We start from the raw sequence: 25,595 nt of genomic DNA on the forward strand, positions 1-25,595 counted from the left end.
GTGCTACTCCTTGCGCAGTGCGGTGACGGCGGCGGCGATGCCGCGCACGGTGGGGGCGTCGAAGAAGACGTCGAACGGGAGGTCCACGCCCAGGGTGCGGTGGATGCGGGCGGCGATGGCCGTGATGGTCAGGGAGTGGCCGCCGAGGTCGAACAGGTCCTCGTCGCAGCCGAGATCGTCCAGCTCCAGGACCTCGCGCCAGATCGCGAGCACCGCTTCGGTGGTGGGGTCGGACCCGGTTGCCGCGCCGCCGCCCGCCGCGGGTCCGCGCGCCGGGACCGGCTCCGGAAGCGCGGCCCGGTCCAGCTTGCCGTTGGGGGTGAGCGGGAACGCCTCCAGCACCGTGTACGTGGCGGGGACGGCGGCGGCGGGGAGTGCGGCGGCGAGGTGGGCGTGCAGGTCCTGTGCCGTGGGCGCCGGGCCGGCCGGGACGACATAGGCGCTCAGCCTGCGCTCGCCGTCCGCACCGTGCACCGCGGCGGCGGCCTGCGCGACCGAGGGGTGCGAGGCCAGCCGGGCCTCGATCTCGCCCAGTTCGATCCGGTGGCCGCGCACCTTGACCTGGTTGTCCGAGCGGCCGATGCAGACGAGGCCGCCGTCGGGCAGGCGCCGCACGAGGTCCCCGGTGCGGTAGAGGCGCGCGCCCGCAGGCCCGTACGGGTCGGGGACGAAACGCGTGGCCGTCAGACCCGGACGGTGCCGGTAGCCGTGCGCCAGACCGGCGCCGCCGAGGTAAAGCTCGCCGGGCAGTCCGTACGGGACCGGGCGCAGCCGGCCGTCCAGCACGTAGGCGCGGGTGTTGGCGAGCGGTTCGCCGATGAGGACCTGGCCGTCGTCGCCCACGGCGGGCTCCGCCAGGGTGGACCAGATGGTGGTCTCGGTCGGGCCGTAGACGTTCACCAGTCGTTTGCTGACGGTGCCCAGCTCCGCGGCCAGCGCGGGTGGCAGCGCCTCGCCGCCGGACAGTGCGGTGAGGCCGGCCGCGTCGTCGCCGAGCCCCGCGTCGAGCAGCAGCCGCCACCCGCTGGGCGTGGCCTGGACGTGTGTGACCCGGTGGCGATCGATGAGCCCGAGCAGCGCGGGCCCGTCGCGGTGGCCGCCTTCCGGCACCAGGACGACGCGCCCGCCGCTGATGAGGGGCAGCAGCAGTTCGACCGCCGAGATGTCGAAGGACAGCGAGGTGAGCCCGAGCCAGCGGTCGTCGGGGCCGGAGCCCAGGTGGTCGCACAGCGCGCCCAGGACGTTGGCGAGCGCCGAGTGCGGCACCTCCACACCCTTGGGGCGTCCGGTCGAGCCGGAGGTGTAGAGCACGTACGCGGGGTGGGCGGGCGTCGGGCCCGGGGGCAGCGCCGGGGTGTCCGGGCCGACGGGTGCCAGGGCCTCCGGGGTGAGGTCGCCGGGGCCCTCGGGGCGTGTGGTGACGCGCAGCGCGAGGCGGGAGTCGGCCCTGAGGAACGCCAGCCGCTCGGCCGGGTGATCGGGGTCGAGCGGCAGGTGGACGGAGCCGAGGACCAGCGAGGCGAGGAGGACCACCAGCTGGTCGCGCCCGCGCGGCAGCTCGATGCCGACGAGGGTGCCGGGGCCCGCGCCGTGCCTGCCCAGCGCGGCGGCCGCGTGTGCGACCAGGGCGGACAGCTCCCGGTAGGTCAGGGTCTCGTCGCCGCAGACGACGGCGGTCGCGTCGGGGCGGGCGGCCACCGTCTCGGCGAACAGCGAGGGCACCGTGCGCCGGGCGAGTTCGGGCCGCGGACTCGGCGCTGCCAGTTGCGCGGACCGTTCACCGGGTGTCAGCAGCGGCAGATCGCCGACCGGGGTGTCGGGGCCGGCCAGTACGCCGTCGAGGAGGGCCGTCCAGTGGTCCGCGATCAGTCGCGCGCCGCCGGCGGTGAGCGCCGCCGCGCGGAACTGGAGGCTCGCCTCCACCTCCGTACCCGAGTCGACGAGCTGGAGGTGCGCCAGGTTGCGCGCGGTGCCGCAGAAGCCGAGCCAGCGGACCTGGGCGCGGACCTCGGCACCGAAGTCGGGGCGCGGTCGCTCCGGGCGCCGCCGGTAGCTGAGGGAGAGCGGGGTCAGCGCGGTGCGCGGGGTCAGTCCGCGTACGGAACGGCCGAGCGGGACGGCCCGGTGCCGGTACAGGGCGCGCAGTTCGGCCCGCACCGTCCGGGACCAGGTCGCGAAGGGCGCGTCGAGGTCGGCGGTGGTGAAGAGGGGCAGCTCGTTGACGGCCAGCCCCACTCCCGTGGCCGTGCCCGGCGTACGGAGCGACAGCTCGATGGCCGTGACGGGAACGGCCTCGCCGTAGCGGGCGAGCAGGGCGTGCCAGGACGCGGTGAGCAGTTCGAAGCGGGTGAGCCCGAGCCGTTCGGCCGTGGCGCCCAGCAGCGCGGCCCGCTCGGGGCCGAGGCTCCACGTGATCTCCTCACCCGGCGCGGGAGCGGTCCCGGCCACCTGGGAGACCGTGAGCCCCGGGAGCGCGGGGGCGGCCGGATCGCGCCAGCGGGTGGCCCAGTACGCTTCGGCGTCCGCGAGGGCGTCGGGGGACGGTGCGGCGGCCGGTTGCGGGGCGGCCGGAGCCGGTGGCCCGCCCCGGTAGGCGGTGGCCAGGTCGTCGACCAGCCGGTCCTTGGACTCGCCGTCGAAGACGAGGTGATGGGCGGTCAGGACCAGGACGTGCCGGACCGGGGACAGCCGCAGGAGTACGAAGCGGTGCAGCGGGCCGTGGGCGAGGTCGAAGGGCAGGGCTCGTTCCCGGGCGAGCAGAGCGTCGAGTGTGCCGGCGGTGCACTCGACCGTGCGCGGGTGCCCGGGTCCGGGACCGGGCCGGGGGGTGCCGTCCGCGGCGAACACCGTGGTGAGGGCCGGGTGCTGGGCGGCGACGGCGGCGCAGGCCCGGTTCAGGCGGCTGGTGTCGAGCGGGCCGTCGAGACGCACGGCCAGGGTCAGGTGATAGGCGGAAGCGGTGTCCAGGGTGCGCTCGGTGAGCCAGACGCCGTGCTGGGCGGGGCTGAGGGTCGCGTTCACAGGATGGCCTCGGGGTGGTCTTGGGCGAGGATGCGGCGCAGTTCGCGTTTGAGGACCTTGCCGGCCTCGTTGCGCGGCAGGGTGTCGTGGAACAGCACGGTGGCCGGCAGTTCGTGGACGGCCAGCAGGTCGAGCAGGAAGGCCCGCAGTGCGGTGGTGGTCAGACCGTCGTCGGCGACGACCACGGCGGCGACGACGCTTCCCAGGACCGGGTGCGGCACTCCGAGGGCGGCGGCGTCCCGGACCAGCGGATGGGCGTGCAGGGCGTTCTCGACCTGGAGGGTGGAAACCTTGTGGGCGCCCGACTTGACGACGTCCCGCTCCCGGTCGAGCAGATGGAGGAAGCCCTCGTCGTCCACGCGGCCCAGGTCGCCCATGCGTATCCAGCGTCCCTGGAAGACCTCGTCGTCCGCCTCACCCACGTACGCCCGCGGAGCCGCCGCCGATCGCAGCCACAGCTCTCCCGGCCGCCCCGCGGGCAGCGGCTCTCCCCCGGGTGTCGTCACCCGCAGATCGGCCAGGGAGGCGGGGCGGCCGGGCGAGTCCGGGCGGGCCGGGTCGAAGAGCAGGGTGACCTGGGCGGGGGCGGCTTCGGTGGAGGTGTAGTAGTTGACGATCTGCGCCTTCGGGAAGGCCCGGACGAGTCCGAGCGCGACCGGCTGAGGAAGGGCGGCGGCCGTGGAACCCACCAGGCGCACGGCGTCGCGCGCACCCGACGACCCCGCGTCGGCGAGCGCGGCGGACGCCAGCAGTTCGATCGCCATGGCCGGTACGAGGAACACGCTGCCGATGTCGTGCTCCGAGAGCAGGCGCAGGAAGCGGGCCGGGGTGAACTGCGGGGCCGTGACACAGGTGGCGTACGCGTTCAGCGCGTTGACCAGCATGGTCTGCCCGGCGTTCGTGCCGACCGGGAAGGCGTGCAGGAAGGCGGACGAGTGACGCAGCGGCCGCCTGCGCTCGTCCAGGGTGCAGCCGTACGCCAGGTTGGCGTGCCGGGCTCCGACCGCCTTCGGGGTGCCGGTGGTGCCGGAGGTGTAGAGGATCTGGGCGAGGTCACCGGGCGCGGGCTCGGGCAGGTCGGACCGGGTGGGGTGGTCGTCGGCGTCGGCCTCCGTCAGCACGGTGGTGCCCTCCGGCAGCGCGGGCGGGATGTCCCCCGTCCCGTGCAGCAGGAAGCGGGCCCGCGTGTCCGCGAGCACATGGGCGGTGGTGGCGGGCGCCGTCCGGTCGGACAGCGGGACGGCCACCCCGCCCGCCCGCAGCACCGCGAGGAAGGCGACGGCGTATTCGGTCCACCGGGCCGTGCCGTGGTGGAGCACCACGCGGTCCCCGGGCCGCACCCCGGCGGAGCGCAGCGCGCGGGCGTACGCCCCCGACCGGGCGTGCCAGGACGCGAAGTCGAGCCGTTCGCGGCCGGTGACCAGGGCGGTGCGCTCACCGTGGGCGGCGGCCCGGTGGGCAAGCAGGGCGGGCAGTGTGGTGGCCGCTGTCGGTGTCATGTCCGGCTCTCCTTCGCGCGGCGGGCGGCGGCGATACGGGCACGCTCGCGCAGACCGACCAGATCGTCCGGCTCGGCCTCGGGCACGTCCCGGTCGAAGCGCGCCAGCACCGGAAGGCGCAGGCCGAGCGCGACCAGGCCGAGCATGGCGCACCCGAACAGCACGTACATCAGGGCGATGCCGCGCCCGGGTCCGGTGCCGATCAAGGGGCCGAAGACGGGGGCGAGCGCCCCGCCGGGCTCCATCAGGGGCCCCAGCACCGAGGAGCCGAGCGGGGCGATGATCCCGTGGCCCAGCGGCAGGGTGGACCAGGCGACGAGGGTGTTCAGGGCGAAGACGCGGCCGTGGAAGCGCTGCGGGACCTTGACCTGGACGATCGTGGAGTAGACGCCGTTGACGAGGGAGAGCGCGAACGACATGCCGAACGCTCCGGCGGCGATCACCCAGAGACCGGCGTGCAGCCCGGTGAGGGCCCCGGCCAGGGCGAGCAGTGCGGCGAGGCCGAGCATGCCGCGCAGCCGGTGGCGCCGGGGGCCGCCCCAGAACCCCATGACGACCCCGCCCAGGATCGCGCCCGCACCGCCCGCCATCGCGACCCGCGCCGCGCCCTGGAGGTCGTCGAAGGCGAGGACCAGCGGGGTGATGAGCAGGAAGAGCGGGGAGAGGAAGAGGTTCAGCCCGGCGAACCACAGCAGCATCGCCCGGAAGCCCCGGTTGCGCCAGGAATGGGCGAAGCCGTGCCGGATCTCGGAGACGAGGGACTCGCGCCGGGTCCACGGCAGCGTCCGGGGGAACTTGACCGCGAGCAGGACGCCGATGGCCAGGACGTAGCTGGCCACGTCGATGACGAGGATGCCGCCCAGACCGATTGCGGCCATCAGTGCGACGGCCACCAGTGGTACGACGAACTGGGCTGTGCCGAAGGCGAGTTGGACGATTCCGTTGGCGTGGCCGAGGTACTGCTTGGGTACCAGCTGCGGGACCGCCGAGGCGTAGGCGAGCCGTTGGAAGGTCAGGGCGAGGGAGAGCACGCCCAGCAGGACGTACACCTCCCAGGAGTGCAGGTTCCCGGTGAGGAGCAGGGCGAGGAGGCCGGCCTGGGTGGTGCAGGCGGTGAGGTCGCCCGCGAGGAGTACGGTGCGCCGGTCCAGCCGGTCGACGAGGGCGCCCGCCAGCGGGCCGACGAGGATGCCGGGGACCATGGCGATCACCGCGTAGAGCGCGTACCGGGTGAGGGATCCGGTGTTCAGCAGGATCCAGAGCGGCAGCGCGAACTCGGTCAGCGCCGAACCGGTGATGGAGACCAGCTGCCCGCTCGCGACCGCGAGGAACCGTCGCATGCTGGGTTCCGGCCCGGCGTCGGACTCCGCGTCCTGGGCGGGGGTTTCCGTGCCGGACTCCTCGGCCGCCGTCACCGGCCCGGTGTCCCCGTGGAACCACCACGAGTGCTGCGGATCGCGGGCGGGCAGTTCGTCGGTCACGCCGTCGCGCACCGCGAGGTGCACGGTGGTCACCGCCTCGGCGACCTCGGTGGCCCGGTACTTGAGGAAGAAGTGACCGCCCTGGTCGAGCACGGCGACTGCGGAGCGCTCGGCCAGCAACAGCCACTCGCGGTAGCGCTCCTGGTAGAAGTCGGCCGCCGGGTCCTGGTCGCCGATCAGGCAGATGAGCGGGGCGCGCAGCCGGGGCGCGCCGGCGGCCACGTCGGCGATGGCGCGGGTGAAGTAGTCCTCGGCGGCCTGGGTGTCCCGGCGCATGTTGCCGATGATGAAGGCCGCCTGCTCCTTGTCGAGGTCGGAGGTGTTCACTCCGAGCCCGATGAGCCAGTTCGCGTAGACCCGGTCGCCGAGCAGCGGTTCGAGTGAGGCGACGCGGCTCAGCGCGTTGAGCACCCGGCTGCGTGGCCGGGCGAAGGGGAACTGGGCTCCGGCGTAGACCGCCTCCAGCGGGTGCCCGGCGGCTTCCAGCAGCCGGGAGACGGAGATCGCCAGGGCCGTGCCGACCGCGCAGTGCCCGTAGACCACGACGGGCCCCTCGGTCCGCTCCCGTACCTCCGCCGCGATGCGCTCGGCGAGTTCGTCGAACGGCACGGACTCCTCGGTGACACCGACGTCGTGGCCGGGTACGGCGACCGCCCACAGCTCGGTGTCGGCGGGCAGTGCGTCGGCGACGGGCTGGTAGACGACGGGGCTCCCGCCGCCGTACGGAACGCAGACGAAGGTACGGGTGCGGTGGGCGGCGGACACGGGCGGGGTGAGCCGGTGCAGCAGCGGCCTCGGGGAGTCGTCGCTCTCGTCCCGGGAGGCGACGGCGGCCAGGTCGCGGACGGTGCGGTGGGTGAAGAGGTCCATGACGCTGACGGGCCGGGCGCCCGCCTCGGTCAGCCGGGCGCGGGCCCGCGCGACGACCTGGGTGGCCAGGAGCGAGTGGCCGCCGATGTCGAAGAAGTCCTCGTCCGCGCCGACCTCCGTCAGCCCGAGCACCTCGCCCCAGATCCCGGCCAGCAGGCGTTCCACCTCGGTGGCGGGCCGGGTCGCGCCGGACGACCGCCGCAGCTGCGGCGCGGGCAGGGCTCGGCGGTCGAGCTTCCCGTTGGGGGTGAGCGGCAGGGCGGGAACGACGGCGACCACCGAGGGCACCTGGTGTTCGGGGAGCACTCGCTTGAGGGCCGTACGCAGCCGGGCCGGATCGGGCTCGTCCGGGCCGTCGGCCACCACGTATCCGACGAGGCGCTGGTCGCCGGGCCGGTCCTCGCGCAGGACGACCGCCGCGTCGGCGACGTGGGGCTGGGCGCGCAGCGCGGCCTCGGTCTCGCCGGGCTCGATCCGCAGCCCGCGCAGCTTGATCTGCGCGTCGACGCGGCCGAGGTGCTGGAGGGTGCCGTCCGGGAGGCGGCGGGCCAGGTCCCCGGTGCGGTAGAGGCGGGAGCCGGGCGGACCGTACGGGTCGGGGACGAACCGGGCCGCGGTCTGGCCGGGCCTGCGGTGGTAGCCGATGGCCACGGCGGTGCCGCCGATGTGCAGTTCGCCGGGGGCCCCGGGCGGCACTGGGCGCAGGGCGGCGTCCAGCACGTACAGCCGGGTGTTGTCGATGGGCCGTCCGATCGGCACCGTGTCCAGGGGGCCGGCGCACTCCCACGAGGAGACGTCGACCGCCGCCTCCGTCGGTCCGTACAGGTTGGCGAGGGCGCAGTGCGGCAGACGGCCGGTCAGTTCGCGGGCCGTGTCGGGCGGCAGGGCCTCGCCGCTGCTGATCACGCGGCGCAGCGTCGTGCACCGTTCGACCCCGTCCTCGGCGAGGAAGACGGTCAGCATGGCGGGCACGAAGTGCGCGACGGTGACTCCGGCGGTGGCGATGAGGTCGAGCAGATAGCCGGCGTCCTTCTGTCCGCCGGGCTTGGCGAGGACGATGCGCGCACCGGTGGTCAGGGGCCAGAAGAACTCCCACACCGATACGTCGAAGCCGACGGGGGTCTTCTGCAGGACGGCGTCGTCGGGGCCCAGCCGGTAGGTGTCCTGCATCCACTGAAGGCGGTTGGCGATGGCCCGGTGGGTGTTGGGCACGCCTTTCGGGCGGCCGGTGGAGCCGGAGGTGTAGATGAGGTAGGCGGGGTCGTCGGGGGTGGGTCCGGCCGGTCCGCGGCGCGAGCGGGGCGGTTCCTCGGGGTCGTCCAGCAGCATGATCTGCGCGGTGCAGCCGTGCGGGGTGGGCAGTCCGCGCTGCGTGAGCAGGACGGGCGCGCCGCTGTCGGCGAGGAGGAAGGCGAGGCGTTCGGCGGGGTAGCCGGGTTCCAGCGGGGCGTAGGCCGCGCCCGTGCGCAGGATGCCGAGCAGGCCGGCGACGAGTTCGGGTGAGCGCTCCGAGCAGATGGCGACGAGGCTGCCCGGACCGACGCCCTCGGCGGCCAGCCGGGCGGCGATCCGGTCGGCCCGCTCGTCGAGCTGCCGGTAGGTGAGGGCGGTCCGGCCCTCGACGGCGACGGCGACCGCGTCGGGGGTCCGGGCGATCTGCTCGGCCACCAGGGCAGTGAGGGTGGTGGGCGGACGGTCCACAGCGGTGTCGTTGTACCGCTCGGTCTCGGTCTCGCGCTCCTCCGGGGTGGGCCCGGCGAGGCCGGAGAGCGGGGTCTCGGGGGCGGCCGCCACGGAGCGCAGGATCCTGCCGAGGTGATCGGCGAGGCGTCCGATGTCGGCGGGGTCGAAGAGGTCGGTGTTGAAGTTGAAGGAGCCGTGCAGCCCGTCGGGCCACTCCTGGAGGAAGAGTTCGAGATCGAAGCGGGTGCCGCTGGCCCGTACGCCGAAGGGCTCGGCGGTCAGGCCGCCCGCCGACGCGGCATCGCGCTGGGTGGCGTAGTTCTGTACGGCGAGCACGGCCTGGAAGACGGGCGGGCGCGAGACGTCGCGTGCCACCTTCAGCTCGCTGACCAGCTGGGCGAACGGCAGTTCCTGGTGCGCGTAGGCGTCCAGGCAGGTTTCGCGGGTGCGGCGCAGGAGCTCGGCGAATGAAGGATCGCCCTCCAGCCGGGCCGGCAGCGCGATGACGTTGACGAACATGCCGACCAGATCTTCGAGTTCCGGCTCGGTGCGTCCGGCGACAGGGGAACCGACGGCGAAGTCGCGCTGGCCGCTGAAGCGGGCGAGGAGGATCTGGAAGGCGGCCAGGAGCACCATGTGGACGGTCGCGTCGTGGAGCCGGCCGAGCGCCGTGAGCCGGTCGAGCAGGGCGCGGTCGACGAAGAACGCGTACCCGGCGCCCTCGAAGGTCTGGCGGGGCGGGCGGGGGCGGGAGAAGGCGAGCTCCAGCGGTTCGGTCCCGGCGAGTTCGCCGGACCAGTGCGCGACCTCGGCCGCGAGCCGTTCACCGCTCAGCTGTTCGCGCTGCCACAGCGCGAAGTCCCCGTACTGTACGGCTAGTTCGGGCAGCGGATCGGGTTCGCCCGCGACACCGGCGGCGTAGTGGCGCAGCACTTCGCCGAGCAGGACCTCGCTGGACCAGCCGTCGCTGACGCTGTGGTGGACGACCAGGAGCAGGACGTGGTCGTCGGCGGCCAGCCGGATCAGCAGGGCCCTCAGCAGCGGGCCCCGCTCCAGGTCGAAGGGGACGGCGGACGCCTCGTCCACCAGGCGTTCGGCCTCGGCCGGTGACCCGGCCACGGCCTCGGTGAGGGCCGCCGGGCCGGGCGGGTCGATGACGAGCAGCGGGCGGCCGTCGTCGGTGGCCGGGTAGCGCGAGCGCAGCGTCTCGTGCCGGGCGACCGCCGCGTCCAGTGCGGCACGCAGCAGGCCGGCGTCCAGCGGGCCGCGCAGCCGCCGGACCACCGGGATGTTGTACGCGGCGGTGCCCGGGGCGAACTGCTCCATGAACCAAAGGCGTTCCTGTGCGAACGAGAGCGGCACGGGCGTGTCCGGGTCCCGGCGCGGGATGGTGGCCCGGGCGGCGGGGCGCGCCGACAGGCGGCGGCGCAGCAGTTCCCGCTTCGCGGCCGAGAGGCGGGCGGCGGCTGGTTCCGCCGGGTGGGCGGTGTCGGCGCTCATGAGCGGGGCCGGCTTCCTTCCAGTGCGTCCTGCGCGGCCAGCAGTTCTTCGGCGTCCGTGTCCGACAGGGCGTCGATCTCGGCGGCCAGAGCGGCCTCCACGGCTTCGGCGAAGGCGGCGCAGGTGCGGTGGGTGAACAGGGTGCGCAGGGGGACGGCGAGGTCGACGGAGGCGCGGAGGCGGGCGATGACCCGCGTCGCGAGGAGGGAGTGGCCGCCCAGGTCGAAGAAGTCGTCGTCCGCGCCGACCGGCCCCGAGCCCAGCACCTGGCGCCAGATATCGGCGACCAGTTCCTCCGCCTCGGTCCTGGGCTCCACGAAGGCGGCCCTTACGAGGGACGCGCCGTCGGGGTCCGGCAGGGCCGCCCGGTCCACCTTGCCGTTGGGGGTGAGCGGCAGGCGGTCGAGCACGGCCCAGGCGCCGGGGACCAGATGCGGGGGCAGCACGGCGGCCAGTTCCGCGCGCAGCCGGGCCGGGTCCGGCGCGGGCGCGTCCGGGGCCGGTACGACGTGGGCGACGAGCCGGTCGCCGCGGGCGTGGACCACGGCATCGGCCACGCCGGGCAGGGCGGTGAGCGCGGCCTCGACCTCGCCGGGCTCGACCCGGAAGCCGCGCACCTTCACCTGGCCGTCGAGCCGGCCCAGGAATTCCAGCTGCCCGTCGGCCCGGCGCCGGACCCGGTCGCCGGTCCGGTAGCAACGGGCCCCCGGCGGTCCGTCTGGATCGGGCACGAAGGCGCGGGCGGTGGCCCCGGGGCGGCCCAGGTAGCCGTCGGTGACCCCGGGCCCGCCGATGACCAGTTCGCCGGGGGTGCCGGGCGGGACGGGCGTGCCGTGGCGGTCCAGCACGGCCAGGGTGGTCGCGCCGATCGGGCGGCCGATGGGCGGCCTGCGCAGCCCGTCCGCCGCGCCGAGCTCGGCCGTGGTGGCGATGACCGTGGTCTCCGTCGGGCCGTAGGAGTTCACCAGCCGCACGGTGCCGCCGAACCGGGCCCGCCACGCGGCGACCGCTTCGGCGCGCGCCTGGTCGGCGCCCAGGATGACCAGGCGCAGCGTGTCCGGCCACGGGGTCTCTGCGAGGTCGGCGACGAGGTGGTGCCAGTAGGGGGTGGGCAGGTCCAGGACGGTGACCCCCGCCGCGTACGGCTCGGCCAGCTGGTCGCCGAGGGCCGCTCCGGGGCGGGCGGTGACGAGGACCGCGCCGGACGCCAGGGCCGGGAAGATCTCTTCGGCGCTGGTGTCGAAGGAGAGCGAGGCGCTGTGCAGGACCCGGTCGCTCTCGCCGAGGCCGTAGCCCTGACGCATCCAGGCGACCCGGGCGGCGAGCGCGCGGTGCGGGACGAGGACTCCCTTGGGCGTGCCGGTGGAGCCCGAGGTGTAGATGACGTACGCGGGGTCGTCCGGGCCGGCCTCGGTGCCGGGGCCGAGAGCCGGGCCGGCCTCGGGGGCGGGAGGCGGGCCGGACGGGTGGCCGGGGGCGGCGGACAGGACGGGGACATCGGCGGTGAGGCCCGGGACGGGCGCGCCGTCCGCGGTCAGCAGGACCGCCGCCCCGCTGTCCCGGAGCATGAAGTCGAGCCGTCCGGCGGGGTATTCCGGGTCCAGCGCGAGGAAGCCCGCGCCGACGCGCCAGGCGGCGAGCATCACCACGACCGGCCGCGGCCCCCGGGGCAGACAGAACGCGACGAGGTCGCCGCGGCGGACCCCGGCTGCCAGGAGCCGGGCGGCCAGGGCGCGGGAGGCGTCGGCGAGTTGTCCGCGCGTGAGGGATTCCCCGGGGCCGGCGAGGGCCGGGGCATCGGCGGCCCGGGCCATCCGGTCGATCGCGGCGAGGACTGTCGGGGGGTGCTCCGGCAGCGCGGGCCCCGCCGCCTCGTCCCGCAGCAGCGCCGGCTCCCCCTCGTCCAGCAGGGGCAGCAGGTGCACGGGCGTGTCGGGCGCCTCCAGGGCGGCGCGCAGCAGGATCTCGAAGCGGGCGGCGAACCGGGCCACCTCCGGCGCGTCCAGGAGATCGGTACGGTAGCCGAAGACCGCGTGCAGGTCGTCACCGTCCGGGCGGACGTCCAGGCTCAGTTCGAACTTGGCGGCGGTGTGGCCGCCGTCCCCCTCGGCGCAGAGGAGGTCCGCGAAGCGGTGCTCGCCCAGGTCGCCGCCGCTCTGGGTGTGCACGGTCAGCAGCGTCTGGAAGACGGGCGTACGTCCGGTGTCCCGGTCCTGCCGCAATTCCTCGGTGAGCCGTTCGAACGGGACGCGGCCGTGCGTCAGGGCACGGAGCCAGTCGCCCCGGATCTGCCGCAGCAGGCCGTCGAAGGAACGGGTGCCGGAGAAGTCGGCGCGCAGGACCAGGGTCGAGGAGAAGTAGCCGACGGTCCGCTCGCTGTCGACCGTCGTGCGCGCGGCGGTGGGCACACCCACACAGAAGTCGTCCTGGCCCGTGCAGCGGTGGAGGAGAAGTTGGTAGGCCGCGGCGATCACCATGAAGGGGGTGAGCCGGCGGGCGCGGGCGAAGCTCTCCACCGTCCCGACCAGACCGCGCAGGACTTGGGTGCGATAGGCGCCCCGGCTGGTCGGAACGGAAGGCCGGGGGCGCTCGGCGGGGAGCGCCAGGGGCTGGGCACCGTCGAGCAGCCGGCGCCAGTGGTCGAGGGCGGCGGCGGCCTCCGGGCCGTCCAGCCAGGCGCGCTCCGCCGCGGCGTGCGCAAGGTAGGAGGGCGGATCCTCCAGTGCGGCCCCGTCGCCTGCGCGGAACGCCGAGTAGAGCGCGGCGAGTTCGGAGCGCAGCAGGCCGAGCGACCAGCCGTCGGCGACGATGTGGTGCACGACCAGACAGAAGGTGTACGTGTCCTCCCCGGTGCGCAGCAGCGCGGCACGCAGCAGTGGCCCTTCCGCCAGGTCGAACGGCCGGTTGGTGAACTCCCCGATCCTGGCGACGGCCTCGGCCTCCGCGCACCCCCGCAGATCATGGCTGTCCCATGGAACCGGGGCCGGTGGGTCCACCACGACGTACGGACGGCCGTCGACGGCGGGGAAGCGGCTGCGCAGCGCCTCGTGCCGGCCCGCCACCGCGTCCAGCGCCGCGCCGAGGGCGTCCGCCGAGAGAGCGCCGGTAAACCGGAGCACGAGCGGAATGTTGTACGCCGGGTCCCCCGGCTCGAACTGGTCCAGGAACCAGAGGCGTTCCTGCCCGACGGAGAGGACGGCCGCTGCGGGGGCCTGGGCCTCCGGCCCGGCTGCTCCGGGCGTCGCGGAGTGGGGCCGCTGGCTGGAATCGGGCATGACGCTCCTGGGGGCCGGGTCGTGGCGGTCCGGCCGTCTGGCTGAAACCGCATGCATGCACGGCCCGTGCGGGTGACGCGTAAGGAGGGAGGGACAGCTGCCCCGGGAGGGTGCCGTGATGCTGCAAATGCTAGAGAGCGACCAAACGGCGGGTCAATGGTCTGGACCAAATTGCTGTGGGTCCCGCTCAAACACCACAGGGCCAGGACCAGGGGAAAACGGCCGAAACCTGCCCTCCGCGCCGCACCGCAGACGCGACCGGGCTGCATGGGCCCGTCCCCCAGGGCGGGCTCGGCCGCGCGGCGGGCGAGGGCCTGGTGGTAGAGGGTGAGCATGGAGTGGGGGTCGGCGTCCTGAGCGGCAGCGGTCAGCCGCGCCCAGGCTGCGGGCTGCGGGAGCCAGGGAGATGCAGCGCGCTGCCGGGGCTGAAGCCGTAGGGCTCGGTGGTGCCGTTCCAGGGCAGCGGGACGCGGCAGCCGTCACGGCCGGGATCCTCTCCGTTCGTACGGTGGCGGATGGGGTCGTCGCGGCGGTGGGCGGGGATGTCCTCGCCCTCGGGCAGGCCGAGTTCCTCGCCCTGGTAGATGCAGACGGCGCCGGGCAGGGCCATGGTGAGCAGTGCTGCGGCGCGGGCGCGGCGGCGGCCGAGGTCTTCGTCGACGACGAGGTTGTACTGGCGGATGCCGGCGGCGGTGCTGGTGTCGGGGCGGCCGTAGCGGGTGACATGGCGGGTGACGTCGTGGCGGCGTACTTCGCGCTGTCGGGCCTCGCACTCGTGCCGACAGGAGCTCCGCGCCCAACCGAGCGCCATCAGTGTCGACCACTTCCGCACCGTACACAGCATCGCAACTTTTTCGAGCCTCGATATGTGGGCCATCCGTCCTACAGCAGTTGGCTGAATGCCTGGTCGGCGTCGGCTGCGGCTTCAGGGTGGACGTCGTGAGCGGTGCGGCCGTCAGCGATCTTCTGCCAGTTGGTCCGGGCGAGCACGCGTTGGATCGCGAGTACCTGGGCTGCCAGTAGGTGCGCCTGGATGCCTTCGCCGAGGGCTTCCGCCAGTGCCTGCTCGTCCTCAAGCCGGTACCGCGTGAGTCGTCCTGCCAGGCTCGGCGTGGTGAATACGAGCCGGTGGAACGCCACCACCTCGGGGTGATCATTGAGGCCGGTGACGGGGTCGTAGCGGTCGAGGCCGGCCCGGAAGTGCTGGTGCAGCGCCGTCACCGGCCTGACGCCGGACTTGCGGTCACGTACGACGCGGGCGGCCTCGCCCTGGTGGTCCGCGAATCGGTGCAGCACCAGGTCTTCCTTGGTGGGGAAGTACCGGAAGAGAGTCGGCTTGGAGACCTCGGCCGCCGCGGCGATGTCGTTGACCGAGACGCGGTCGAAGCCTCGCTCCAGGAACAGCCTGACGGCCGCGTCTCCGATGGCGTCGCGCGTCCGCTCCTTCTTGCGTGCCCGCAGTCCCGTCAACTCGCTCATCTGACCACTGTAACATTAGTAACCGAGTTGCTTTTTTAACTGAGTAACGTTTTTATGGGTGGCATGAATCAGAGAGACATTCACCCAGTGCTCGTCACCGGGGCGACGGGCCGAGTCGGCCGCCTCCTCATCGACCAGCTCATCGGCGCGGGCGTGCCCGTCCGTGCCCTCACCCGGCGCCCGGAGGCGGCAGCGTTGCCGGCGGAGGTCGAGGTATTCGCCGGTGACCTCGCTGTGCCCGAGTCACTGGACCCGGCATTGAAGGGCGCCGGTGCCGTCTTCCTTGTCTGGACCGCACCGCCTCAGACCGCGGAGGCAGTCATCAAGCGGTTGGCAGCCCGCGTGCGGCGGGTCGTCTTCCTCTCCTCCCCTCATCAGACGCCACACCCCTTCTTCCAGCAGCCCAATCCCATGGCAGCGCTGCACGCCGGCATCGAGCGGCTGATCGCGGCCACCGGAGTCGAGTCGACAATCATCCGGCCGGGGATGTTCGCGTCGAACTCGCTGGCCTGGTGGGCGCCCGCGATCCGGGCCGGCCAGGTCGTCCGGTGGCCTTACGGCGCTGCGGAGTCGGCACCCGTCGACGACCGCGACATCGCGGCCGTCGCGGCGCGGACGCTCTGCCAGAGCGGATACGTCGGAGGCGATTACGTCCTTACGGGTCCCGAACCGCTGACCCAAGCTGCTCAGGTGGATGCCATCGGTGACGCCCTGGGCCGTCGGATCGCGTTCGAGGAGATGACGCCGGACGAATTCCGAAGCCTGTGCGAGGGTACGGTGCCCGACTCGGCCGTCGACATGCTGCTCGCCGCGTGGAGCGCGGCGGTCGGGCAGCCCCCGTACATCACCACTGCGGTGGCCGACATCCTCGGGACGGCGCCGCGAACGTTTCGCCAGTGGGCCGTTGATCACGCCGTCGCGTTCACTGAGGGTTCGTAACCCCGTCGCTCATCCGGCGCCCAGGGAACGCCACTTGTCCGGGTGCATCACCGGTGTCACCACGATGGCGTGGAAGCGCTCTGCCGTGCGGAAGGTAATCACCACTTCGCCTGGTTCGTGCCCGTCCCGGGCGCCTTCGATCTCGGACCGCTCGATATACCAGCCGCATGCCCTGGCCTTGAGGTCCTCGTTCGATTTGAAGTGCAGGTGGCTGTCGCAGACCTCAACGACACCCACGGTCTCCTTGCCGGCTCCGGATGCTTCGCGCGCGGTCCCGTCAGCGATCAGCACCTGACCGGAGTTCACGGAGTCCACGATCCGGTCGATCTGCGCGTGCGCTCGGCGACGGCCCAACCAACTGCGAAGTCCCATTTTGATCCTCATCCCCGTGGCAACTGGACACGCCCAGCAGTGTGCATGTCCGGGGTGGTCAGCCCACACTCGGGGCCCGTTACGGCGGCCCGGACCGGCTTGCCTCGACCGGGGACTTCACGATCTCCTGGAGGTACCACTGTGCGGGCGCCGAGGCCGAAGAGCATGGCTCGTTACGTCCGTGTCAGATCGGCCTGTACGAGGTCGTGATCCGACCATCCCGTGAGGTGCACCCGTTGCTCCGGCGCGGCAAAGCCACGAAGGAAGATGTAGTCGAACTTGCTGCGCCAATCCGTGGTCGGCGTGCATGTGCCCGTCCCGGCGGGGCCGCACTCGGGGTCCGCGTCCCGGGCCATGGCCCACATCACGGTGAGTTCGGGTGCGTCCGGCACCGCGTTGAAGTCACCGAGAACGACCGTGCGGTCGTACCGGGCGACCGCCTTCGCCAGCACGCGGGTCTGCTTCGCGCGGACCGGTGCCTGTCGCCGCTCGGCCAGGTGAGTGTTGAAGACCCGGGCGGGCAGGCCGTCCACGAGGGTCGTGACGGCCAGGTACCCGCGGTCCTCGGAACCGCCGTCGGGGTATTCCACGTTCACCCGGTCCGTCATCGGGGCGGCCGAGAGGATCGCCTGACCAAAGCCTCCCGGGCTCCATGGCAGTCCGCCGCATCGGCTCCAACTCGGCAGCACCGATCCGTACGCGACGTGGTAGACGAGCCCGTACCGGTACCGCAGATAGTCCCGGATCCTCTCGACATCGCCGACGCACGCTTCTTGCAGGCCGATGACCTGAGGCGCGTACGTGGCGATCTCCGCCGCTCTGCCGCCGTTCCGCCCGCCTCCCTTGCAGGGGTTGCAGATGTTCCAGGTCATGACCCGGTTCGGCACGGCCTCCCCGGGCGCGCCGGCCGGCAGCAGCTGGGCCGTGTAGACGTTGTTCGAGGCGCTAGGGCCGGCGAGCAGCAGACAGGCCGTGACCAGGGCCCCCGCAAGCCACCGCACACCGGTTCCGGTCACCTTCGGCTCCTCGAAGTCGATCACACACCCCCATGCGAGGTCTTTCGCCCGCCCGAGCTTATGGGGGGATCCGCGATCCCTGGACAACCGCGGCCTTCATCCGGCTTCCGGGCCGCGCGATCGTTGAAAAGCAGGCGGGGCGGACCGACCGGTCCGCCCGCACCACGATCCGAACGGAGCCCGCCATGACCCGCATCGCCCTGATCACCGGCGCCAACCGCGGCCTCGGCCGCAGCACCGCCCTGCACCTCGCCGAGGCCGGTACCGACCTGATCCTCACCTACCGCTCGCACGCCGACGAGGCCGAGGCCGTCGTGGCGGCGGCGCGGAAGCTGGGCCGCACGGCCATCGCCCTGCGGCTGGACACCGGGGACATCGCCGGGTTCCCCGCCTTCACCGCACAGGTGCGTGAGGCCCTGGACCGGGAGTGGGGCCGCGAGCGCCTGGACGTCCTCGTGAACAACGCCGGACACGGCGTGTACGCGCCGTTCGCGGAGACCACCGAAGAGCAGTTCGACGGGCTGATGGACGTCCACGTCAAGGGCGTCTTCTTCCTCACCCAGTCCCTGCTGCCGCTGATCGAGGACGGCGGCCGCATTCTCAACGTCTCCACCGGCCTGACCCGCTTCATCGCCGCGCCGACCGCCGCATATGCCGCGGCCAAGGGTGCGGTGGAGATCCTCACCCGGTACCTCGCCAAGGAGCTGGGGCCGCGCGGTATCGCGGTCAACGCCCTGGCGCCGGGTGCCACCGGTACCGACTTCGGCGGCGGCGGGGTCCGCGACGACGAGGGCATGCGCACCATGCTGAACGGTGTCACCGCGATGGGCCGCCCCGGCGAGCCCGACGACATCGGTGCCGCCGCTGCCGCGCTGCTGGCCGAGGGCACTTCCTGGGTCACCGGGCAGCGCATCGAGGCGTCGGGCGGCATGCTGCTCTGAGGGACCCGGCCCGGCCGGGCCCGTACACCTTCATCACCGCGCCCCGGATGTCAGGCACCGGGGCCACGAGGGAGACTGGGACCGTGGACCGAGCACAACTCGCGGACTTCCTCCGCACCCGACGCGAAGCCCTGCAACCGGAGGACGTGGGGCTGCCCCGCGGGCCGCGGCGGCGCACCCGGGGGCTGCGCCGGGAGGAGGCGGCGGCGCTGAGCGGCATGTCGACCGACTACTACGGCCGGCTGGAGCAGCAGCGCGGGCCGCAGCCGTCGGAGCCGATGCTCGCCGCCATCGCCCGTGGTCTGCGCCTCTCGCTCGCCGAGCGCGACCACCTGTTCCGTATCGCCGGGCACAACACCCCCTCCCGCCCCGGCAACCTGCGCTCCGACCACATCACGCCCGGCCTGATGCGCATCCTCGGGCGGCTGGACGACACCCCGGCGCAGGTCATCAGCGATGTGGCGGAGACCCTGGCCCAGACGCCGGCGGCGACCGCGCTCCTCGGCGACCAGACGCGGTTCACCGGGCCCGAACGCAGCCTCACCTACCGCTGGTTCACCGATCCGGCCGCCCGGCTGCTGTATCCGGAGGAGGACCACCCGCTGCACAGCCGCTTCTTCACCTCCGGGCTGCGCGCCGCGTACTCGCGGCAGGGTGCGGGCGGCCGCGCCGAGCATCTGCGCGACCTCCTGCTGGAACGCAGCGAGGAGTTCGCGGGCCTGTGGAGCGCCCATGAGATCGACGTACCGCGGGTGGACCCCAAGCTGGTACGTCATCCCGAGCTGGGCGTCCTCACCCTTCAGTGCCAGGTCCTGCTGGACCCGGAGCAGAACCAGACTCTGCTGGTGTACACCGCCACGCCGGGTTCGGCGGACGACGAGAAGCTGCGGCTGCTGCCGGTGCTGGGGGCGCGGACGGTGGGTACCTGACCGGGCCGGGCGGAGGGGTGACGGTGAGGCGCGTGCCCTCTGCACATCGCCGAAAGACTGATGTACCGTCCACTCGCATGCGTACCCGTCTTGTTCTCGCATGGACCTCAGCTGTGACGGCCGCACTCGCGGTCGTCACCGCAACCGGCCCCGTGGCCGCCGCACCGGCCGGTCGCGGGGCGGCTGCGCCGGCGGCCCGCTGCCCGCAGCTTTCCGACGATCTTCCCTGGTACGGCGGCAACCGGGCCCAGCTCCAGCGCGTGATCGATGAGCGCGGCACCTGCCGTGGCAGAGGTGGGCCGCGACCGGTCGCGGCGTTCGACTGGGACAACACCATCACCAAGAACGACGTCACCGATGCCACCATCAGCTGGTCCCTGCGACATGACAAGATCCTCCGGCCCGCCAGCTGGAAGGACACCAGCAAATGGCTGACCGGCACTGCGGACAAGGCGCTCACCGATGCCTGCGGAACGGAGGTGAAGGTGGGGGCGCCCCTTCCCACCTCCACCAACGCCCGTTGCGCCGACGAGATCCTCCAGATCCGTGAGGACGGCACGACGATGAGCGGCGAGGCCGCCTTCGCGGGGAAGTGGAACCACCGGCGTACGGTGCCGCAGTACGCATGGGTGCCACAGCTGTTCGCCGGGCACACCGTCCCCGAACTGCGTGCGTACACCGAGGCCGCCCGCGCGGAGGCGCTTGCCGCGCCGGTCGGCGCGACCCGCGTCGTCGGCACCCACGTCCTGCCCGCCTATGTGCGCTATTACGAACAACAGCGCGACCTCGTCCGGACGCTCCAGAAGGCCGGATTCGACGTGTGGATCGTCTCGGCGGGCTCCGAGCCGGTCACCGAGGTGTGGTCGCGCGGCATCGGGATCGACCGTGCGCACACCGTCGCCATCCGGTCCGTGCTCGACCGCAGGGGCCGCATCACGACGAGCAACGAGGGCTGCGGCGGCGTGGGTGTCACCAAGGGCGAGGCCATCCCGTACATCGACGGCAAGCGTTGCTGGATCAACCAGGAGATCTACGGGATCAAGGGCCGGGCCGCCTGGCACCGGCAGGCCCCCCACCGGCGGATCGCGCTCGGCGGCGGTGACGCCGACACCGACGTGACGTTCGTCGGCGATGCCACGGGCGCGCACCTGGTGCTCAACCGCAACAAGAACGAGTTGATGTGCCGTGCCTACGACAACGCCGACGGCCGCTGGGTCGTGAACCCCATGTTCATCGAGCCGCTGCCCCGCCGGACCACGGCCTATCCCTGCTCGACCGCCGCCTACACCGAGCCCGACGGCACGCGGGCCCCGGTGCGGCGCGGGGACGGCAGCGTCGTTCCGGACCAGCGGGACACGGTGTACTGAGCGGGAGGCCCCGCCGGGCAGGGCGTCCCCTGCCCGGCGGGGCCCGGTGCGGTGTTCCCCGGCTCAGCCGAAGTTCACGTCGCTGCACCACATGTACGCCTGGTCCAGGTGCGATGCCTGCCAGATCACGAACATGACGTGGTGCCCGCTGTAGCCGGAGGTCTGGACGGGGAACGTGATGTCCTGCGCCGGCGCGTACGAGCCGCTCTGCGTGATGAAGTCGAGGTTGCCCCAGCCCAGGGTCTGGGTCGTGGGGTCGAAGCCCTGCTTGCTCACATAGACCTTGAGGTAGTCGGCGCCGTGGGACGCCTGGTCGTGCAGGTGCACCGAGAAGTTGTCGCCGACCGTGGTGGTCTTCCAGGCCCCGGGCTCGTCCAGGCCGGCGTTCCGGGACAGGTTGTTGCTGCACAGCGTCCCGTCGGGGGTCTTCGCCTCGAACTGGCCGCCGAGGCCGTCCCGTAGAGCGCTCATCCAGTTCCACATGGTGTCGCTGTTGGCCTGCCACGCCTGCCAGCACATGGGGTCCTGCGTCTGCATGGCCGGGTCCGTGTGGTTGCTGCCCCACGTCTCCCAGCACTTGTACGCGCGGCTCGCGGGGTCGACGATCGTGCCGTGGGCCTGGGCGGGGGCCGACCAGGCCAGCGTGCCGATGACGACGGCGAACAGCATGACGAGTGACTGGAGGGGGCGGCGGAGGTACGGCCTCGAACGCCCGGCTAACGGATTCCTGTTGCGCATGTGGGGGGAACTCCTTCCAGTGGCAAAGCTGTCGTGGGAGCGCTCCCAACGGTACGGCTTTCACTGAACATGTCAATAACTGGGAGGCCGCGTTCCTCGCCCGGGGCGGCTGCTGCCCGGGAGCCTCACGCGCGCAGCAGCCGCCCCACCGGAATGCCGCCGCCCCGGAAGGCCGTCGATCAGGTGAGCTTGAAGAAGAGGGTGTCCTGGGTGTACCAGTCGACGTTCCTGGTGGCGGACTCCCACTCGTCGTGTTCGAACTCAAGCTTTTCGGTCAGCTCCTGCACGTCGTACCGGAAGTCGGCAGGCAGGTCTTCCAGGATCGCGCGATACGCCTCGGCGGCGGGCTTGGCCTTGGCGAGCGGCAGATGGCCGATGGCGGGGTAGCCGTCGACCGCGTGCGGTATCAACGGAAAGTCTGCGGGCAGCCCGCCGTAGAGGAAGCCGTGGGGCAACAGGTCGGCGGGGACGCCGAGGCGTCGCATCCGGTCGTCGACCAGGCCGAAGAAGGTGGCGGGCTTCGAGTAGGTGGCCAGCTGCATCGAGTCGGACGCGTTGTGGTCGATGATGTGCTGCAACGCACTGATGTAGGCGCTGCCCGCGTACTCGGCGTCCGAGTCCATGCGGCCGGCGATGAGGTGGTCGAGGGCGTCGACGACGGAAAGGCCCCAGTCGACGTCTTGGTCGTCGAGGTCGTCCTGGTGGACCTGCGCCGCCTTCCGCATCCCGTCGAGGCGACGTCGTTGGTCCGCGTCCAGATCGTCGCCGGCGCCCAGAAAGGCGAGAACGTGCGCCTTGTCCGCTGTGGAGTATGCGATGTTGTGACTCATGACCGCCATGATGCCAACCGGCACTGACAGCGCCCGGCGTGCGGGTCGCAGGCCGGACGCTGTCGCGGGAGCGGGTGGTCAGCTGGTCCAGAGGACCGGGCTGTCGCTGTACGCGTCACCCTCCTCGAACGACGCGACCGCGATCGGGTCGGTCTTCGTGGCGCTGAGCGAGCAGGTCTCGTACGAGGCGCCCTTCGTGGTGAAGTCGCGGGGTGCCGTCTCGCTGTCGCACTTGCCCGGGAGGTCGCCGATCAGGATGACGCCCGTGGGAGCGCCGCCCGCCAGCTTGCCGCGCAGCCTCAGCGACGAGTAGGAGAGGTCCGTGCCGCCGACGTTCTCCACCTTCATGCGGATGTAGTAGGGCGTCATGCCCTTCGCCTTGTCGCCGAAGGGGGCCATGTCGGCCTCGGTGCCCTTCTCGATCGCCGTGACCGTGATGGCGACCGTGCCCTCCTTTGACGTCCCGTACTTGAACGGCACGACCGCCCGGTCACCGACCTTGAACTTGGTGCCCGGTGCGGCGACGTCACCGCTGGGCTTGGAGCCCGCGTCGTCGCTGGGGTCCGCCGACGGGCTCTCGCTGCTCGGGGCGGGCGAGACCGGGGCGGAGGCCGAGGGCGATTCCTGCACCGCTGCCGAGTCCTCGTCGTCGTTGCAGGCCGTGAGCCCGAGGCCCAGGGTGGTAAGAGCGACTGCGAAGACGATGCGTCCCTTGCGTATCATTTTGACCTAACTTGCGGTAAGGGCTGCGCTGTACGACAGCCAGAGAGTGTTCCGGGCAACACGGCGACGACAGTGCGTCAATGAGGCGCGCCGCGACGCCCTACTCACCCTGGGCCAGGAATGACACAGACTCGTCCCAGAGACGGCACAGCCGCGCGACGGCTGTGCACCGCCTGTGAGCTGGCCGAAGCCGCGTCGCCCGCGCCATGCGCCCCACGGCGCACGAACGGCTGGTCGGGCCCGGCCCGTCACTCGTACCGGCACTTCAGGGAATCCGCTTCCGCCTGCTCGATGTCGGCGATCGTGAGTTCCGGCATGCGCGGCTGGGCGAGCGTCACCTCGGCCGAGGTCGGCCGGCCGCCCGCCGACGGCCGTTGCTCCGGCTTCCAGGCCCCGCTGCGCAGAAGGGACTTGGGGCAGTGCGGGTAGACCTCCTCGATGCCCACGCCCGGCCGTTCACCTCGCGTTTGGAATCGCCACCGTCCGCGAGTCCAGGACGGTCACGAACCCGGCGGGCCCGCCGCGCGAGGAGACGTCGCAGCGCCCTTCCGGGTCCGCGCCGGCGACCAGGACCAGTGACGAGCAGGCGATCAGCTTCTTCGTCCATTCGTTGAGTTCGTACGTCCGGCGCAGCTTCTCGTGATCGCGTACCACATCGGCTCGGAGCGTGTCGAAACGCTCTTCCGGTAAGGAATGTGGTCATACGGCGACCTTACGGGTGTGGACCGGGCGGCCGCGCGGGGCCGCAATCCCCCGCAGGGGTGACCCGCCCTGATCGAACGAGTTTCAGCGGCGACTCCCCAGAGCCCCCACGGCCTGACCCTTCGATTGGAACTTGCGTTCACAAAATGCCCTCCGCCAAGGCCGTTACGGGACCTGATCCACCGCGTTTTTAGAGCATCAGTGCCACATCGACGCCCAGACGGAGGAACGCCATGCACCCCACCCCTCCCCCTCCCAACAGCCTCCCAAAATCGAACGCCGGCGTTCCGGGACCGCGCACCGCCTCCCCGGCGCCCGCGCCCGAGCCGCAGATGCGTTACGTCGATCTCACCGGCAGCCGCGAGGCGGCCGGCAGGTCGATCCGGATGCGCGACATGGCCCGCCGGCTGCCGCAGCTGGTGCGCCGCTCGCTGGCCCTGGCCTGGCGGGTCGACCGGCGCGCGACCGTCGGCCTGCTGCTGTGCCAGCTGGTCACCGGGGTGATGCAGGCCCTGGGCCTGGTCGCCATCGCGGGCACCCTGACGGCCCTGTTGCGCGACGGGGACGTCTACCACCGGCTCCTCGACGCATGGCCGTCCGTCGCCCTGCTCGCCGGGGCGGCCGGGGTGCGCGCGCTCCTCGGGATCACCGTCAACTGGCTCTCCTCCAGGCTGGGTCCGCTGATGTCCCGCGAGGCCGAGCAGATGCTGCTCACCGGCTGCGCCGAGGTCGAGTTGTGCGCGTACGACGACCCCGACTTCAACCGTGACCGCGAGGCCGCCGACCGCGGCGCCCAGGTCACCGGCGACCTGATCAACGAGGGGCAGGATCTGATCGCCTCGGCCGCCGCGTTCCTCGCCGGGGCCGTCGTGCTCGCCGGTGTGCACTGGGTGCTGCTCCCGCTCCTCGTCGCCGCCAGCCTGCCGCAGGCCGTGGCCCAGGTCAGCGCGGCGCGCGTCCGCTATCTGGCCAATCTCCGCAGCAACGGCGACAACCGGATGCTGTCCGTGCTGCGCTGGCACATCTACACCAAGGACGCCGCCGACCAGATCCGCGCCGGGACCATGGCCGGCTTCCTGTCCGGCCGGTACCGGCACACCGTCGCCCGGATCAACCGCGAGGACCGGGCCGCGGCCGACCAGGGCGCGCGGATGTCTCTGGTGGGCGCGGTGTGCGGGGGACTGGGGTCGGCGGTGGTGTGGGCGGCGGTCGTGTGGCTGCTCGCGAACGGCCGGATCAGCGTCGGCCACGCCGGTACGGCCGTCTTCGCGCTCCAGACGGTCGGCATGGCGGTCCGCGGTCTGGTGGCGGTCGGCGCCCGCGCCGTGCGGACGGGGCTGTACATGGACGACTGGACCGGCTTCCTCGACAAGGCGGGCGGCTTCCGGATGCGCCGGGGTCCGCACCGCCCCGCGTCGCCGGAGACGATCGAGGTCAAGTCGGTCACCCACCGCTACGCGGGCAAGGAGCACGATGCCCTGTCCGAGGTGTCCCTCACCCTGCGCCGGGGCGAGGTGACCGCGCTGGTGGGCTTCAACGGCTCCGGGAAGTCGACGCTGTCGAAGCTGGTCAGCGGCCTCTACCTGCCCACGGACGGGCAGGTGCTGTGGGACGGCGTCCCCACCGCGGAGGCCGACCCGCAGGCGCTGTGGCGTCAAGTCGCCCTCGTACCACAGGATTACGCGCACTGGCCGCTGACCGTGCGCGAGAACGTCACCCAGGGGCAGCCCACCGCGCGCGGCGACGCGGCGGTCCGTGAGGCGTGCGAGGCTGCCGACGCCGACGAGGTGGTCGACAAGCTGGGTGCGGGGCTGGACACCCTCCTGGCCCGCGAGTGGCTCAACGGTGAGGAGCTCAGCGGCGGCCAGTGGCAGCGCATCGCCCTGGCCAGGGCGTTCTTCCGCCCGGCCGGGCTGCTGGTGCTGGACGAGCCGACGGCCAACCTGGACCCGCGTGCCGAGTTCCGCATCTTTCAGCGGCTGCGGTCCCTGGCCCGGGACCGGGCGGTGCTCCTGGTGACGCACCGCATCGCGAACGTGGCCGTCGCCGACCGCATCGTCGTGCTCGACGCGGGCCGCGTCGTCCAGGAGGGCACGTACGCCGAGCTGGCCGAACGGCCCGGGCTCTTCCGGCAGTTGCTGTCCTACCAGATCACGTCCGAACCGGACGACGACAAGCACGAGGCCCCCACGTGAGCCGCCCCCACCCGCCCGTACCCCTTCCGCCGTCC

At 72.6% G+C, this 25,595-nt stretch carries 15 protein-coding genes and 2 pseudogenes; 5 read left to right on the plus strand and 12 right to left on the minus strand.

The features are described from left to right. Window positions 1–3 precede the first annotated feature (3 nt). From OG338_RS00065 to OG338_RS00090, 6 genes and pseudogenes are all read right to left on the minus strand, one after another. Window positions 4–3,021 carry a non-ribosomal peptide synthetase gene (locus OG338_RS00065; RefSeq protein WP_405935318.1) on the minus strand — a complete coding sequence of 1,006 codons (3,018 nt, stop codon included), beginning with the start codon at window positions 3,019–3,021 and terminating at the stop codon, window positions 4–6. After that, window positions 3,018–4,520 carry a class I adenylate-forming enzyme family protein gene (locus OG338_RS00070; protein ID WP_405935319.1) on the minus strand — a complete coding sequence of 501 codons (1,503 nt, stop codon included), beginning with the start codon at window positions 4,518–4,520 and terminating at the stop codon, window positions 3,018–3,020. Before OG338_RS00070 ends, OG338_RS00065 begins: the two co-directional genes overlap by 4 nt. Beyond that, window positions 4,517–10,054 (minus strand): amino acid adenylation domain-containing protein, encoded by a 5,538-nt coding sequence (locus OG338_RS00075; protein WP_405935320.1) that lies wholly within the window; start codon window positions 10,052–10,054, stop codon window positions 4,517–4,519. Before OG338_RS00075 ends, OG338_RS00070 begins: the two co-directional genes overlap by 4 nt. Further along, entirely contained in the window at window positions 10,051–13,329 is a 3,279-nt protein-coding gene (locus OG338_RS00080; RefSeq protein ID WP_405935321.1) for an amino acid adenylation domain-containing protein, read from the minus strand. The genes OG338_RS00075 and OG338_RS00080 overlap by 4 nt, the downstream gene beginning before the upstream one ends. 263 nt (window positions 13,330–13,592) lie before the next feature. After that, window positions 13,593–14,071, minus strand: a pseudogene (locus OG338_RS00085) (alpha-glucosidase); the annotation flags it as partial. 140 nt (window positions 14,072–14,211) lie between these two features. Continuing rightward, the gene (locus OG338_RS00090; protein ID WP_405935322.1) at window positions 14,212–14,808 is read right to left on the minus strand and encodes a TetR/AcrR family transcriptional regulator; all 597 of its coding nucleotides are present in this window, start codon (window positions 14,806–14,808) and stop codon (window positions 14,212–14,214) included. Between the two features lie 63 nt (window positions 14,809–14,871). Here OG338_RS00090 and OG338_RS00095 point away from each other — a divergent pair, with 63 nt between their 5' ends. Beyond that, window positions 14,872–15,747, plus strand: coding sequence for an SDR family oxidoreductase (locus OG338_RS00095; RefSeq protein WP_405935323.1), 876 nt, complete (start codon window positions 14,872–14,874; stop codon window positions 15,745–15,747). Window positions 15,748–15,756: 9 nt separating this feature from the next. On the opposite strand, the gene OG338_RS00100 is transcribed toward OG338_RS00095, so the two are convergent. Both OG338_RS00100 and OG338_RS00105 read right to left on the minus strand, forming a co-directional pair. Then, window positions 15,757–16,053, minus strand: coding sequence for a hypothetical protein (locus OG338_RS00100; protein WP_405935324.1), 297 nt, complete (start codon window positions 16,051–16,053; stop codon window positions 15,757–15,759). 239 nt (window positions 16,054–16,292) lie between these two features. Further along, the gene (locus tag OG338_RS00105; protein WP_405935325.1) at window positions 16,293–17,135 is read right to left on the minus strand and encodes an endonuclease/exonuclease/phosphatase family protein; all 843 of its coding nucleotides are present in this window, start codon (window positions 17,133–17,135) and stop codon (window positions 16,293–16,295) included. Window positions 17,136–17,320: 185 nt separating this feature from the next. On the opposite strand from OG338_RS00105, the gene OG338_RS00110 reads away from it, so the two are divergent. The 3 genes from OG338_RS00110 (at window position 17,321) to OG338_RS00120 (ending at window position 20,372) form a co-directional block, all read left to right on the plus strand. Further along, entirely contained in the window at window positions 17,321–18,076 is a 756-nt protein-coding gene (locus OG338_RS00110) for an SDR family NAD(P)-dependent oxidoreductase (protein ID WP_405935326.1), read from the plus strand. A gap of 83 nt (window positions 18,077–18,159) precedes the next feature. Beyond that, window positions 18,160–19,005 (plus strand): helix-turn-helix transcriptional regulator, encoded by an 846-nt coding sequence (locus OG338_RS00115; protein ID WP_405935327.1) that lies wholly within the window; start codon window positions 18,160–18,162, stop codon window positions 19,003–19,005. Window positions 19,006–19,118: 113 nt separating this feature from the next. Next, the gene (locus OG338_RS00120; RefSeq protein ID WP_405935328.1) at window positions 19,119–20,372 is read left to right on the plus strand and encodes a haloacid dehalogenase-like hydrolase; all 1,254 of its coding nucleotides are present in this window, start codon (window positions 19,119–19,121) and stop codon (window positions 20,370–20,372) included. A gap of 63 nt (window positions 20,373–20,435) precedes the next feature. On the opposite strand, the gene OG338_RS00125 is transcribed toward OG338_RS00120, so the two are convergent. From OG338_RS00125 to OG338_RS00140, 4 genes and pseudogenes are all read right to left on the minus strand, one after another. Then, a complete protein-coding gene (locus OG338_RS00125) occupies window positions 20,436–21,041 on the minus strand; it encodes a lytic polysaccharide monooxygenase (protein ID WP_405935329.1) in 606 nt (201 codons plus the stop codon). 248 nt (window positions 21,042–21,289) lie between these two features. After that, complete coding sequence (locus OG338_RS00130; RefSeq protein ID WP_405935330.1) at window positions 21,290–21,940, minus strand: hypothetical protein; 651 nt, start codon at window positions 21,938–21,940, stop codon at window positions 21,290–21,292. A 78-nt stretch (window positions 21,941–22,018) separates the two neighbouring features. Next, complete coding sequence (locus OG338_RS00135; RefSeq protein ID WP_405935331.1) at window positions 22,019–22,663, minus strand: hypothetical protein; 645 nt, start codon at window positions 22,661–22,663, stop codon at window positions 22,019–22,021. A 248-nt stretch (window positions 22,664–22,911) separates the two neighbouring features. Further along, window positions 22,912–23,317: pseudogene (locus OG338_RS00140) on the minus strand (hypothetical protein). Window positions 23,318–23,697: 380 nt separating this feature from the next. Here OG338_RS00140 and OG338_RS00145 point away from each other — a divergent pair. After that, window positions 23,698–25,560: an ABC transporter ATP-binding protein gene (locus OG338_RS00145; protein ID WP_405935332.1), complete on the plus strand. Its 1,863-nt coding sequence runs from the start codon at window positions 23,698–23,700 to the stop codon at window positions 25,558–25,560. The last annotated feature ends 35 nt before the right edge of the window (window positions 25,561–25,595 follow it).

This window comes from Streptomyces sp. NBC_00726 (assembly GCF_045161735.1).
In the GTDB taxonomy this organism is placed as follows: Bacteria; Actinomycetota; Actinomycetes; order Streptomycetales; family Streptomycetaceae; genus Streptomyces.